The 13,983-nt window shown below is 33.8% G+C and carries 15 protein-coding genes; all 15 read left to right on the top strand.

Annotated elements, in window-relative coordinates:
• Positions 1-35: 35 nt before the first annotated feature.
• Genes rfbB through AC4CUZ_RS03215 form a run of 15 tightly spaced genes read left to right on the top strand, consistent with a single transcriptional unit; the run spans position 36 to position 13,983 of the window.
• The gene (gene rfbB / locus AC4CUZ_RS03285) at positions 36-1,094 is read left to right on the top strand and encodes a dTDP-glucose 4,6-dehydratase (RefSeq protein ID WP_419325248.1); all 1,059 of its coding nucleotides are present in this window, start codon (positions 36-38) and stop codon (positions 1,092-1,094) included.
• The gene (gene rfbA, locus AC4CUZ_RS03280) at positions 1,094-1,972 is read left to right on the top strand and encodes a glucose-1-phosphate thymidylyltransferase RfbA (protein WP_490747223.1); all 879 of its coding nucleotides are present in this window, start codon (positions 1,094-1,096) and stop codon (positions 1,970-1,972) included. The genes rfbB and rfbA overlap by 1 nt, the downstream gene beginning before the upstream one ends.
• On the top strand, positions 1,969-2,370 hold the full coding sequence (locus tag AC4CUZ_RS03275) for a sugar 3,4-ketoisomerase (RefSeq protein WP_160362231.1): 402 nt from the start codon (positions 1,969-1,971) through the stop codon (positions 2,368-2,370). The genes rfbA and AC4CUZ_RS03275 overlap by 4 nt, the downstream gene beginning before the upstream one ends.
• A gap of 2 nt (positions 2,371-2,372) precedes the next feature.
• The gene (locus tag AC4CUZ_RS03270; RefSeq protein WP_490747222.1) at positions 2,373-3,434 is read left to right on the top strand and encodes an ATP-grasp domain-containing protein; all 1,062 of its coding nucleotides are present in this window, start codon (positions 2,373-2,375) and stop codon (positions 3,432-3,434) included.
• Positions 3,434-4,339: an NAD-dependent epimerase/dehydratase family protein gene (locus AC4CUZ_RS03265; protein WP_490747221.1), complete on the top strand. Its 906-nt coding sequence runs from the start codon at positions 3,434-3,436 to the stop codon at positions 4,337-4,339. The genes AC4CUZ_RS03270 and AC4CUZ_RS03265 overlap by 1 nt, the downstream gene beginning before the upstream one ends.
• Complete coding sequence (locus AC4CUZ_RS03260; protein WP_490747220.1) at positions 4,317-4,928, top strand: HAD family hydrolase; 612 nt, start codon at positions 4,317-4,319, stop codon at positions 4,926-4,928. The genes AC4CUZ_RS03265 and AC4CUZ_RS03260 overlap by 23 nt, the downstream gene beginning before the upstream one ends.
• A 34-nt stretch (positions 4,929-4,962) precedes the next feature.
• On the top strand, positions 4,963-6,078 hold the full coding sequence (locus tag AC4CUZ_RS03255) for a DegT/DnrJ/EryC1/StrS family aminotransferase (RefSeq protein WP_490747219.1): 1,116 nt from the start codon (positions 4,963-4,965) through the stop codon (positions 6,076-6,078).
• 1 nt (position 6,079) lies between these two features.
• Positions 6,080-7,351, top strand: coding sequence for an O-antigen translocase (locus AC4CUZ_RS03250; RefSeq protein ID WP_490747217.1), 1,272 nt, complete (start codon positions 6,080-6,082; stop codon positions 7,349-7,351).
• Positions 7,338-8,234 carry a glycosyltransferase gene (locus tag AC4CUZ_RS03245; protein WP_490747216.1) on the top strand — a complete coding sequence of 299 codons (897 nt, stop codon included), beginning with the start codon at positions 7,338-7,340 and terminating at the stop codon, positions 8,232-8,234. Before AC4CUZ_RS03250 ends, AC4CUZ_RS03245 begins: the two co-directional genes overlap by 14 nt.
• Before the next feature lie 29 nt (positions 8,235-8,263).
• Entirely contained in the window at positions 8,264-9,280 is a 1,017-nt protein-coding gene (locus AC4CUZ_RS03240; protein ID WP_490747214.1) for an EpsG family protein, read from the top strand.
• A gap of 13 nt (positions 9,281-9,293) precedes the next feature.
• Positions 9,294-10,340 carry a glycosyltransferase gene (locus AC4CUZ_RS03235; RefSeq protein ID WP_490747213.1) on the top strand — a complete coding sequence of 349 codons (1,047 nt, stop codon included), beginning with the start codon at positions 9,294-9,296 and terminating at the stop codon, positions 10,338-10,340.
• A gap of 7 nt (positions 10,341-10,347) precedes the next feature.
• Positions 10,348-11,175, top strand: coding sequence for a glycosyltransferase (locus AC4CUZ_RS03230; protein ID WP_490747212.1), 828 nt, complete (start codon positions 10,348-10,350; stop codon positions 11,173-11,175).
• A gap of 21 nt (positions 11,176-11,196) precedes the next feature.
• Complete coding sequence (locus AC4CUZ_RS03225) at positions 11,197-11,817, top strand: sugar transferase (RefSeq protein ID WP_490747211.1); 621 nt, start codon at positions 11,197-11,199, stop codon at positions 11,815-11,817.
• A gap of 24 nt (positions 11,818-11,841) precedes the next feature.
• Positions 11,842-12,717 (top strand): UTP--glucose-1-phosphate uridylyltransferase GalU, encoded by an 876-nt coding sequence (gene galU, locus AC4CUZ_RS03220; RefSeq protein ID WP_490747210.1) that lies wholly within the window; start codon positions 11,842-11,844, stop codon positions 12,715-12,717.
• 12 nt (positions 12,718-12,729) lie between these two features.
• Positions 12,730-13,983 carry a nucleotide sugar dehydrogenase gene (locus AC4CUZ_RS03215; protein WP_490747209.1) on the top strand — a complete coding sequence of 418 codons (1,254 nt, stop codon included), beginning with the start codon at positions 12,730-12,732 and terminating at the stop codon, positions 13,981-13,983.

Raw genomic sequence — 13,983 nt, 5'->3', positions numbered from 1 at the left:
CCTTAATAGAGTGAATTTTAAAATTTAGGATATTTATGAAGATTATAGTAACAGGTGGAGCAGGTTTTATTGGTTCTGCCGTGATTCGACATATTATTAATCATACTAATAATGAAGTTTTAAATGTTGATAAGTTGACCTATGCTGGCAATCTAGAATCTTTAGAAAGTATTGCTGACAGTGAACGTTATCAGTTTTCTCAAACTGATATTTGCGATCGTATTGCATTAGATCAAATCTTCGAAAGTTTTCAACCAGATGCTGTGATGCATTTGGCAGCAGAGTCCCATGTAGATCGCTCAATTACAGGTTCGGCTGCGTTTATTGAAACCAATATTATTGGTACATATCATTTATTGGAAGCTACCCGTCATTATTGGAACGGTTTAAATCAAAATAAAAAACAAGCATTTCGTTTTCACCATATTTCAACAGATGAGGTTTATGGTGACTTAGAAGGTACAGAGGACTTGTTCCTGGAGACAACACCCTATGCTCCGAGTTCGCCATATTCTGCAAGTAAGGCCAGTTCAGATCATTTAGTTCGAGCTTGGCATCGAACTTATGGACTACCAACAATGATTACCAATTGTTCAAATAATTATGGTCCTTATCATTTCCCTGAAAAATTGATTCCTTTAGTGATTTTGAATGCTTTAGAAGGTAAGACACTTCCAATTTATGGTAAAGGTGATCAAATTCGCGATTGGTTATATGTAGAAGACCACGCTAGAGCATTATATAAAGTGGTGACTGAAGGCATTGTGGGAGAGACGTACAACATTGGTGGACACAATGAAAAACAAAACATTGAAGTCGTGAAAACGATTTGTAAGATTTTAGATGAGTTAAAGCCCCAGTCGAATGGACAAGCTTATGAGTCACTGATCACATTTGTACAAGATCGTCCTGGTCATGATTTACGTTATGCCATTGATGCAACAAAAATTGGCCATGAATTAGGCTGGAAACCTGAAGAAACGTTTGATACAGGTATTCGAAAAACAGTTGAATGGTATTTAAATAATTTAGAGTGGTGTCGTCGTGTTCAAGATGGCAGTTACCAACGTGAAAGATTAGGTGTGAATGCATAATGAATACAAAAGGTATTATTCTCGCAGGTGGATCGGGTACACGTTTATACCCAATTACAAAGGGTGTATCTAAACAACTACTCCCAATTTACGACAAGCCAATGATTTACTATCCAATTTCTGTACTTATGTTGGCAGGAATTCAGGATATTCTGATTATTACGACACCTGAAGATAAAGAGAGCTTTGAACGCCTGCTTGGTGATGGTTCTCAGTTTGGTGTTCGTTTGCAGTATGCCATTCAACCTAGTCCGGATGGATTAGCTCAAGCGTTTATTATCGGCGAAGATTTTATTGGGGACAGTAATGTTTGCTTAGTGCTTGGCGACAATATTTTTTATGGTCAAGGTTTTACCCCAATGCTACGTCAAGCCGTCGCACGTCAAAAAGGTGCAACGGTATTTGGCTACCAAGTGAAAGACCCTGAGCGTTTTGGTGTGGTTGAATTTGATGAGCAGAAACGTGCAATTTCTCTAGAAGAAAAACCGAAAGATCCAAAATCACACTTTGCCGTAACAGGTCTATATTTTTACGATAATGATGTGATTCAAATTGCGAAACAAGTGAAGCCTTCTGAGCGTGGAGAATTAGAAATTACCACAGTTAATCAGATGTATTTAGAGCGCGGTGATCTAAGTGTGGAATTGCTCGGACGTGGTTTCGCATGGTTAGATACAGGTACACATGCAAGTTTACTGGAAGCCGCACAGTTTGTAGAAACGATTGAAAAACGTCAGGGTTATAAAGTGGCGTGTTTAGAAGAAATTGCACTTAATAATAGCTGGCTGAGTAAAGAACAGGTTTTAGATATTGGTCAAAGCATGAGTAAAAATGATTATGGTCAATATTTGATTTCATTGGTGAATGAATTAACATGAATTTAATAAAACTAATTGATTTACCGAGCTTAGGAGATCAGCGAGGTGGACTGGTTGCGATAGAATCCAATCAATCTATTCCTTTTGAGATAAAGCGTTTGTATTATATTTTTAATACAACTCATCAGTCACGCGGCTTTCATGCGCATATCGATTTAAAACAAATTGCGGTGTGTGTTAAAGGGAGTTGTCGTTTTATTTTAGATAATGGGCATACTAGAGAAGAAGTAACGCTTAACTCACCAACACAAGGTCTTTATATTGATGCGCTAACTTGGCGAGAAATGCATGATTTTTCAGAAGATTGTGTATTGCTGGTGATGGCAAGTGAACATTATGATGAAAATGATTACATTCGTGATTACACTCAATTTAAAAAAATATTAGTGAGAAATTAATAATGGCAAAAATTTTAATTGCTGGAGCTGGTGGTGCACCATCAGAGGGCGTGATTTATTCGTTAAAAAAAAATCCTAACAATGAAGTCATTGGAATGGGTTCAGAGCCAACGGATTTAATTTTATCAAAAGCGGAAAAAAAATATTATATTCCTTATGCAAATACAGTTGAATATAAAGAATCGCTATTAAACATACTACAAAAGGAAAAGCCAGATTTAGTTCATTTTCAGAATGATTTAGAAATTTACTATGCTTCATTAATAAGAGATGAGATTCAGGCAACTGGTACTAAGATATTTATGCCGGAGCATGCTGTGATCGATACATGTGTACATAAATATAAGTCCTATCAAGCTTTTAAAAAAGCTGGAGTGATAGTTCCAGAAAATATAGAAATTAATAATGAAAATGATCTTAAAAAAGCATTTAAAGAACTAAGTGACACTAAGGGTAAAATTTGGTTAAGAGATAGTGGCATTGGTGGCGGTGGTAAGGGAGCCCTGCCAACGAGTGATTATAGTTTAGCTAAATCTTGGATCGATCATTATGATGGTTGGGGTAATTTCATAGCAGCAGAGATGCTTACGCCTAAAACGGTCACTTGGCTCTCAATTTGGTATGAAGGAGAGCTTGTAGTTGCACAAACACGTGCTAGGGAGGGGTGGACACATGCTAATAGAGCTATTTCTGGTATTACAGGGGTTACTAAAGTAGGTATTACAGTTTCTGATGATCAAGTAAATAAGATTGCTATGAATACGGTTAAAGCAGTCAGTGATAAACCACATGGCATTTTTGGGGTGGATATGGCTTACGATACTAATGGCATTCCTAATCCAACAGAAATTAATATATCTAGGTTTTTTACCACAGTAAGATTTTTCACAGAAGCGGGTGTAAACTTCCCAGAGATTTTTAAGAAATTAGCTTTGGGTGAGAAGATTAGTGTAGGTGAAACAACAGTAAATCCATTGCAAAGTGGTTTAATGTGGGTGCGTGGTATGGATACTGAGCCAAAATTAATATTAAAAGAAAGTATTGAAAAGGAGATTATATTTTAATGAAGATTTTATTAACTGGTGCTTCGGGCTTTATAGGTGGTCATCTTTTAACTCAACTCACTAATAATCTTGGCTATGACTCCGTGATAGCTTTAACTAATAAAGAAATACCTAATACAAACTGTATTTTATATGAAAAAATTCAAAAATTTGGATTGGAGAAAAATTACTTTGATGAAGTCACTCATATAATTCATGCAGGGGCTTTTACACCCAAAGATGCTCAACAAGCTAATGATATAGACAGATGTTTTGGAAATATAGAATACACAAAAGAATTGGTTTCTTATGATTATAAAAAGTTAGAAAAGTTTATTAATCTTAGTACCTTAGATGTTTATGAGGCTACAAGTACAGTTCTTTCAGAAAAATCAAAAATCCAACCAGTAAGTTTATATGGATCATCTAAACTATATTGTGAAGCTATGGTAAAAGCTTTTACTGAGCAAAGAAATATAAACTGTATAAATTTACGTATTGGTCATGTATATGGACCAGGAGAAGAAAAATACAAAAAAGTATTACCTATTGGTATGAAAAATATATTAGAAGGGAAACCATTAGAGCTTTGGGGGGAAGGTGATGATTTACGGAGCTTTATTTTTATTCAAGATGTAGTACAAGCTATTATAAACTCACTAGAGGTTTCAGTGCAAACTATGGATATAAATGTCGTTTCTGGAGTATCTGTTTCAATCAAAGAACTTTTAGAAAAAATGATAGAAGTGAGTGGAGAAAATATAAAAATTAATAAAAGAGAATCTAACTACGAAAAAAGAGACTTGGTTTTTGACAACAGTCTTTTACTTAGTACCATTTTAGAAAAAGAAACGGATTTATTAGAAGGCCTTAAAATTGAATATAAATACATGAAGGACAAGTATGAAAATAATATTCGATCTTGATGGTACTTTAATCTGCTCAAAAAAAAGGCTTTATGAACTTTTTTGTAATCTTATCCAAAGTCGAGATTTAAGTTTTTCAGACTATTGGAATTTGAAATATATCGGTAATAGTAATCAAGATATCTTAAGAGAAAGATTTGATTACACTAAGGCTGAAATATCAAATTTTGTTAATGGCTGGATGAAAAAAATAGAAAGTGACTATTATTTAGAAATGGACACTTTATTTGATGGTACAATTGAGTTTTTAGAAAGAATTATTCAAAATAATTCACTTTATATCTGCACAGCTAGGCAATCTACTGGCCAAGTAGCGAAGCAGTTAGAAAATCTATCTATTTCGAAATATTTTGAAAATATTTTTGTTACTGAACAAAAAAATAGCAAAGCAGAATTGCTTAAAAATAGTGGATTAAAATTTACTAAACATGATTGGATAATAGGAGATACAGGGCACGATATTATCACGGGTAAAGAAATTGGTATTAATACATGTGCTGTACTAAGTGGGTTTATGTCATTAGATGCTTTAATAGGTTATTCTCCTGATATTATAGTTGCCAATATTGCTAAAATAGACTTTATATAGTTTGAATTTTTAATATTTTTAATTGGATGAAAAAATGATCTCTTTTCTAGACTTGAAGGCCATCAATATTCAATACCGTGATAAATTAATTGATGCTTGTGCCCGTGTTATTGATTCAGGTTGGTATATTGGTGGTAAAGAGTTAGAAAGCTTTGAAAACAACTTTGCTAAATATTGTGGTACACAATTTGCGATAGGTGTTGCAAACGGCTTAGACGCCTTGATTCTTACGCTTCGTGCGTGGAAAGAACTAGGCAAGCTTCAAGATGGTGATGAGGTTATTGTTCCATCGAATACTTATATTGCCAGTATTCTTGCCATTACGGCTAACAATTTAACACCTGTATTAGTTGAACCTGATATTAATACTTATAATATTCACCCTACTCGAATTCAAATGGCTATTACAGCTAAAACTCGTGTCATTTTGCCTGTCCATTTGTATGGTCGACTTGCGCCAATGCCTGAAATTATGGAAATTGCAAAAAAATATAATTTGTTGGTGTTGGAAGATTCAGCACAATCCCATGGTGCGCAAATAGAAGGTAAAAAAGCAGGTAATTGGGGAGATGCTTCAGGTTTTAGTTTTTATCCAGGAAAAAATTTGGGTGCACTAGGTGATGCTGGGGCAATTACAACAAATGATGATGAATTGGCACAAACGTTAAGGGCCTTGCGCAATTACGGATCACACGAGAAATATAAGAATTTATTCGTGGGTGTGAATAGTCGATTAGATGAAATCCAAGCGGCAATGCTCGATGTCAAATTAAAACATTTAGATGCTGAAGTGAAACATCGTCGAACAATTGCAAAAATGTATCTTGAAGGGATTAAAAACCCTGAATTAAGCTTGCCTTTGACAGATACAGATGCTTCGCAATATGACCAACATGTTTGGCATTTATTTGTCGTTCGTTCAAGCAATCGAGAAGCATTACAGCAATATTTAGCAGAAAATGGCGTACAAACGTTAATCCATTATCCAATTCCACCACATAAACAGCAAGCATATAAAGAATGGAATAATTTGAGTTATCCAATCTCAGAGAAGATTCATGATGAAGTAATGAGCTTACCTATGGGGCCAACGCTGAGTTTGGAAGAAGTAGAAAAAGTAATTCAGCTTTGTAATTGTTTTAACGCCTAAAATGAATTTGCTTAAGACCAGTGTACTAAATGGAGTGGCTGTTTTAATCAAAACAGCCACGATGTTTTTATTGAATAAAATATTAGCCGTATACGTCGGACCTGCTGGTTATGCTGCTATTGGTCAATTCCAAAATTTTATTCAAATGATCACGACTTTTGCTGGGAGTGCGGTGAATACAGCGGTGGTCAAGTACACAGCAGAATATTATGCTGATGAAAAGAAACAAAGAACGGTTTGGCAAACAGCTGGAAGTATTGTTTCAATCTTTAGTTTTATTTTTACTTTTTTGGTCTTAATCTTTCATCAACAATTATCATTTTGGATTTTTAAAACAGACGCGTATGGGGCTGTTTTAATATGGTTTGCAGTATTTCTTATTTTCTTTAATTTGAATGCACTTTTGCTAGCCATCTTAAATGGTAAAAAGGAAATACTGAAACTTGTTTTTGCAAATATTGCAGGTAGTTTATTTTCTCTATTCGTGACGGGATTACTTGCTGTCAAGCTAGGCTTGTATGGCGCACTAGTTGCATTATGTATTTATCAATCCTTAAACTTTATTGTCACGTTGTATCTAAGCTATAGGTCAGAGTGGTTCAGTTTTTCGTATTTTTTTGGCAAAATTGATTCAGATGTTGCAAGAAAGTTTTTGGCATTTGCTGCTATGGCCTTGGTGAGTGCCATTTGTATACCCTTATCTCAAATGGTGATTCGTAGTTATTTGGTTCATGAATACAATGCTACATATGCGGGTTACTGGGAAGCGATGATTCGCTTAAGTGCTGCATATTTGATGTTGGTGACGACTACCTTAAGTGTATATTATTTACCCAGGTTATCTGAACTTTCAAATATACAAGAAATAAAAAAGGAAGTTTATTTAGGTTATAAATTTATTTTTCCTTTGGCAGTGGTTGGTGGCGTTTTAGTATATCTGCTGAAAGATTGGATTATTCCGTTACTTTTTAGCTCTGCCTTTTTACCAATGAGAGAGTTGTTTCTATGGCAGATGATTGGTGACTCACTCAAAATAGGCAGTTGGATTTTAGCTTACCTGATGTTGGGTAAAGCAATGACAAGACTATTTATAAGCACTGAAATTATTTTTGCATGCACTTCTATAGTTTTAACTTATGTATGCACAAAAATATTTGGTTTTAAAGGTGTATCTATTGCGCATTTAGTCAATTATGCATTGTACTGGAGTGTAATGGGTTATTTTGTATTTGCGGTATTAAAAGATCGAGAGAGTCGTTTTGGAAAAGAATAATCAACCTTTAGTATCTGTAGTTATACCTTGTTATAACCATGAAAACTTTGTTCAAGATTGTATTCAGAGTGTTATTGATCAGACATATGAAAATATTGAACTGATTATTATAGATGATGGTTCTAAAGATAATTCTGTAGGAGTTATTCAGAAATTGCTTCCGATATGTGAAGAACGGTTTTCTCGCTTTGAATTTAGAACTCGTTCTAATAAGGGGCTATCTGCAACATTAAATGAAGCTATAAAATGGTGTAAAGGTGATTATTTCTCCATAATTGCATCTGATGATATTATGCTTGAAAGAAAGACAGCTATTCAGGTTGATTTCCTGGAGAGGGATTTACATACAGTAGCACTATTTGGAAGTGCGGATTATATCGATGAAAATAATAATATAAAAGCGCAAAACTCACTAAAAGAAAAAGAATACATTTTTGATAAAATTTTTCTTAATGAGTGTCCTTTTTTTGCACCAACACAGATGCTACGTATGAGTACGCTTCTAAAAATAGGAGGATTTGATGAAGATATATTAGTGGAAGATTGGTATATGTGGCTTAAAATGGCTGAAGAAGGTAGAGTTTATTGTATTTCAGAAAAATTGGCTAAGTATAGAATTCATTCAAACAACTCAACTAAGAATGCAAAATTTATCTATGATAATAATTTAAAAACTTTAAACTATTATAGAGGTCATAGACTATATAGTAAGGCTTATAATAAAATACGTTGGATATATGTCACATGGACTGGTCAGGTTGATAAGAGAAAGTCTGTGGAGCTAATGTTAGACTTTCTTAGAGAAAAACCCAGCGCAATTTTTTCGATTTATTTCCTGATGTTTTGTAAGTACTTTATATTTAAAATGAAAAAATGGTTTTAAAATAATTTATGGCTAAAAATGTGTATTATATGTTAAATAAAATCAATGTTAAAATAGCTAGTTTGATGTACTTTATTTTAGCCTTTATTTTTATGCTGATAGCTGCATTTAGAGGTGCTACAAGAGACACGCAAAATTATAAAGACGTGTATGATAAAATTTTTTCATACCCATTAACCAATTTCTACGAGCATACCGGTATGGAGGTTGGTTTTGGGTTATTGTCGTATTTTTTTAATTTAATAAATTTCCCTTTTTCTGTTTTTCTACTTTTCTTTTCTTTTCTAACTTTTTATTTTTTAAAGAAAACTGCGGACAATTTAAATATTAACCCTATCTTTGTTTTATTGTGTTATCTTCCAGTTTATTTTATAAATCATCAGTTGATGCAAATAAGGCAAGGGCTTGCAATTGCTTTAGCTTTTTATTTTCTCTCTGCGGTATTAGCTAATAAAAATAGAGTCATTGCTTGGTTTTTGCTAGGATTTGGTTTTTTTATTCATAATGTCGTAGCTATATTTATATTTTTTTCTAGCAAGCGGATCAATGATTTTTTTATCAAAAGCAAGATTAGTTTACTTCTAAAAATACTGTTAACGGTTTCTTTAGTTTTTATTTTGTGTCGCATTTTTACAAGCTTAGGGTTGTTGGATTTCACAAATCGGATATCAAACTATTCTGATTCAGAGTATTCAGAGGCAAGGTCATTTTTACATCCTGCTAATCTTAGATCAGTAGTTTTATTATTATTCTTTTATTTTTTAAGACCCAAGAAAGAAAATTACTTTTTTAACGCTTTAATATTGTTTTATTCAATTGGTGTTGGTTTGAGATTAGGATTTTTTGATTTTTTGATTTTAAGTGGAAGAATTTCAACTTTATTTACATTTGCTGAAATATTTATTTTGCCTTTAGTTTTGAGTTTAAGGTTTTCAAAAACGTCATCAATTATATTGTTGTTATTTTATTTTTTTATCAATTTATATATTGGTCTAGTTTATCAAGTTCCATTTATTTTTTCTGACTACATAAAGCCTTTAATTTAGTTTCGGAGTTGAAATGAAAAAAATTGCTTTTCTTATACCTGAATTGGTAAATAGTGGGCCAATTAATGTGGTTTTAAGCATAATAAAAAATTTAGATAGAGCTAAGTTTTCTCCAGTAATTATTTCTGTTCGACATAGCGGTAACTTGGAATATGAAAGTAATTTATCGATAAGTTTTAATATAGAATTATTTTTCTTGAGTGAGTATGGTTCTGCAGAGTTGGGTTTAAAAACTATTATAAAAGAGAATAGTATTTCCTGTGTTCATTCTCATGGTTATTATCCTGATAAATTTTTATCTAAAGTAGATGGTGTTCGTAAAATATCTACAATTCATTGTATGCTCTATAATGATTATATTAAAGAGTATGGTGTATTAAAAGGAAGCTTTGCCGCTTTTTCACATTTTGGTAATTTAAAAAAGGGTGGATTTGACTATATTGTAGGTTGCTCGAGTGCTGTAGCTCGGTATTGTAAAAGATTTCTACATAAAAATAATATAGTAAGTATTAATAATGGTGTTGACCAAGTGAAGTATTGCTTTTCTTCTAATAGTGAAAAAAAATACTTAAAATATGCTAGCGGGCTTGAAGGTAAGTCTTTATTTATTTATTCAGGTCGCTTTATTAGAAGAAAAAAAGTTCCTGAATTAATAGAGTTTTTTTTAAAAAATACTCCAGATAGTTGCTATTTGTATTTGCTTGGTGATGGCCCTGAAAGAGTAGATTGTGAAGAGAGGTTTAGCTCAAATCGAATTAAATTTATAGGACAAATTATGAATCCTGAAGAATATTATAAGATGGCAGATTTTATAGTTTCTAATTCTAGTGCGGAAGGCTATCCTATGAGTATAATCGAAGCTGTCTCTTGTGGATGCTATGCATTTTTATCAAATATACCTCCTCATGATGAATTTATTATAAATAATCCTAATAGTGCATCTTACTTAAGTGAAATATCACTTAAAGATTTTTCTGAGATTAAAGTTTCTCATTTTGATGTTGAAAATTTATCTGCCAGAATTATGACAAATAAATATAGCTATTTATATATTGAATGAGTGTTTTATGAATTTTTCAGTTCTTTTATCATTGTATTTTAAAGAAAATGTTTCGTTTCTTAACGATTGTTTTAAAAGTATTTGGGATGATCAAAGTATCAATCCAAATGAAATTGTATTAGTTCTAGATGGACCGATTGGTCAAGAGTTGCAAGATTGTGTAAATTTATGGCACGTGAAAATTGGTTCTATTCTGAAAGTAATACCATTATCTACAAACATTGGTTTAGGGAAAGCATTAAACGAGGGCTTAAAACATTGTTCAAATGAGTGGGTGTTTCGTATGGATACAGATGATATTTGTAAACCTGATCGCTTTGAAAAACAAATTCAATTTATCAGAGAAAACCCAGAAGTGGTTTTATTCAGTGGACAAATTTTAGAGTTTAAGGAAAATCCTTTAAATGCAAATATACTGAAATCTGTCCCTACTACATATTCTGATATTGTTAAATTTTCTCAAAAAAGAAGTCCTTTTAATCACATGACTGTGGCATATAAAAAATCAATCATTGAGGCTGTTGGTGGATATCAACATCATTTATTTATGGAAGATTATAATTTATGGTTACGTGTGATTGGTGCAGGATATATGGTAGGAAACCACCCAGATATTTTGCTTTATGCACGTGTTGGTAATGGTATGCATGCGCGCCGTAAAGGTTACGAATATATTAAAAGTGAAAAACAATTACTAAAATTAAAAAAAGAACTTAAGCTACAAGATCCAATACATGCTAACATTCTTTTCTTATTAAGATCTTCATTTAGACTTTTGCCTAGTGCGTTATTGGGTAAAATTTATAATACTTTTCTACGAAAAAAAAGTTCATAAATAAGAGTGGTAATTTTAGTTATGAAACGTTTAGTTGATGTTGTTATCTCACTAATAGCACTAATCCTTTTATCACCAATTTTTTGCTTGGTTGCTTTTAAGGTCCGTAAAAATCTAGGTTCTCCAATCTTTTTTTTCCAAGAACGTCCGGGTAAAGATGGTAAACTTTTTAAAATGATGAAATTTCGTTCTATGAAAGATGCATTTGATAAACAAGGAAATCCTTTGCCAGATGATCAACGAATTACCCCCTTTGGTCATAAATTACGTGCAACAACATTCGATGAAATGCCACAGCTCATTAATGTACTAAAAGGTGACATGAGTATTGTAGGGCCACGTCCACAAATGAAAGATTTTCTGGAACACTATACTCCTGAGCAAATGCGAAGACATGAAGTAAAGCCAGGTATGACAGGGCTTGCTCAAGTCAGTGGGCGTAATAACCTGTCATGGGAAGAAAAATTTGAGTTAGATGTACAATATGTCGATACGCATACGATATTGCTTGATTTTAAAATTATGTTTAAAACAGTTGAAGTCATGTTAAAGAAAGAAGGTATTAATGCTCCTGACCAAGAGGTTGGAGCTTCCCGTTTTTCAAGTCAAAATGATTCCCAGTCTGAATCAATTCGTAAATAATTTATTTTTATCACAATGAGTCATATGATCAAAAAAGCCATTCTCCCAGTCGCAGGCCTTGGTACACGTTTTTTACCTGCGAGTAAATCCATTCCCAAAGAAATGGTCACAGTGGTTGACCGCCCTGCGATTGAATATGTGGTCAAAGAAGCGGTTGCTGCTGGCATTGAACAGATTATTCTTGTTACCCATTCCTCAAAAGCATCCATTGAAAACTATTTTGATCGTAACTTTGAGCTGGAAACCACTCTAGAACATAAAAAGAAATTTGATTTGCTCAAAGAAATCACTGAAATTTTACCGCCACATGTGAGTGTGATTAGCGTACGTCAACCACAGCCACTTGGTTTAGGTCATGCTGTACTGTGTGCTAAAGCTGTAGTAGGTGATGATGATTTTGCTGTGCTATTACCAGATGTTCTAGTAAAAGATTCATCAGAAACCAATGATTTGAGTTTAATGATTCAACATTTTGAGCAGGTTCAAGCAGCACAAATTATGGTTGAAGCTGTACCAGATCACATGGTAGATCAATACGGCATTGTGGATGTAGCTTCTATACCTGCCGAAGGGCATAGTATTCAAATGCAAGGTATCGTGGAAAAACCTGCCGTCGGCACTGCACCATCAAATTTATCGGTAGTGGGTCGCTATATTTTACCTGCCAAAATTATGCAATTACTTGATAACACGCCGAAAGGGGCAGGTAATGAGATTCAGTTGACCGATGCAATTGCAGCTTTGCAAGCAACTGATACGGTGGAAGCCTATCGCATGAAAGGTCAAACGTTTGATTGCGGCAGTAAATTGGGCTATCTCAAAGCGGTTTTACATTATGGCGTAGACCATCCAAAATTAGGTGAAGAATTTAAAGCACTGATCAAAGAGCTAAAACTATAAAAAGAGATTGATATGAAGGTTGCAGTATTTGGACAAACACTCTTTTCAGGTGTATTTGCTGCTTTGCTAGCAGAATGCGGTCATCACGTTTTTTGGTATGAGCCACTGAAAACGTATGAAAGCGAACAAATGTATATGCAAGATGAAGCTGTAAAAAATCTACTGAATAAACAACAAAGTAGTTTCTTAAAATACTGCGATTTGAATGATATTCCATTAGACGCAGATGCCTATTTCTTCAGTTTTAACCCAGCTGAAGAAAAGCAATGTATTGAGATTCTTCAAAACATCAAAAAACGTCCCATTATTCACCCTAAACTGATGATCAATGCATCTACTTTAGGACTGCATGGAACAGAAAAGTTTGTAAAAAATTTGTATGAAGATGAGTGGGTCTATTTACCCGACATGATTCAGGAAGGAAACGCTTTACAAAGCTTTGCCCAAGCCAAGCAGTTGATTGTTGGAACTGCATCTGATATTGCTCAAATTAAAATTAAGGAACTCTTACGCCCTTTATTCCCACGTCAGCAGCAGTATCTTTTTATGCCTATTTTAGATGCTGAATTTACCAAGTTGAGTATCTCTGGCATGTTGGCGACACGAATTAGTTATATCAATGACTTGGCAATGGTTGCTGAGAAATTAGGCATTGATATTGAGTCAGTTCGTCAGGGGATGGCTGCGGATAATCGTATTGGAGGATCTTATCTCTATCCGGGGGCAGGCTTTGGTGGAGAAAACTTTTCACATGATATTCAGACCCTAACGCATACGGTGTCAGGTGTGGGCGCAAATAGCCAGCTCCTTGCTCAAGTTTGGGATATTAATGAGCAGCAAAAAGAAGTTTTATTCCGCAAATTATGGAATTATTATCATGGTGATTTAAAAGGAAAGACTGTTGCGATATGGGGCGCTGCATTTAAAGAAAAAACGCACAGTACGCGACAATCTCCTATTCATGCCATGTTGGCAGCACTATGGGCTCAAGGTGTAAAAGTTAAATTACACGACCCTCAAGCCTTGGATGAAATTAAAAAAATATATGGTGAGCGACCTGATCTTATATATTGCATAGAGCAATATGAGGCAGTACAAGATGCACATGCTTTGTGTTTATTGACTGCATGGAAACAATATTGGAGTCCAAATTATACCGAATTGCTTAAAACCATGCAGCATCCGCTTATTTTGGATGGGCGCAATATTTATGATCCAGCATATGTGAAGTCTCAAGGTTTTGCATATATGGGGGTAGGACGTTAA

The organism is Acinetobacter sp. 789_lipA, assembly GCF_058242845.1.
This window is presented reverse-complemented; position numbering and strand designations above follow the sequence as displayed.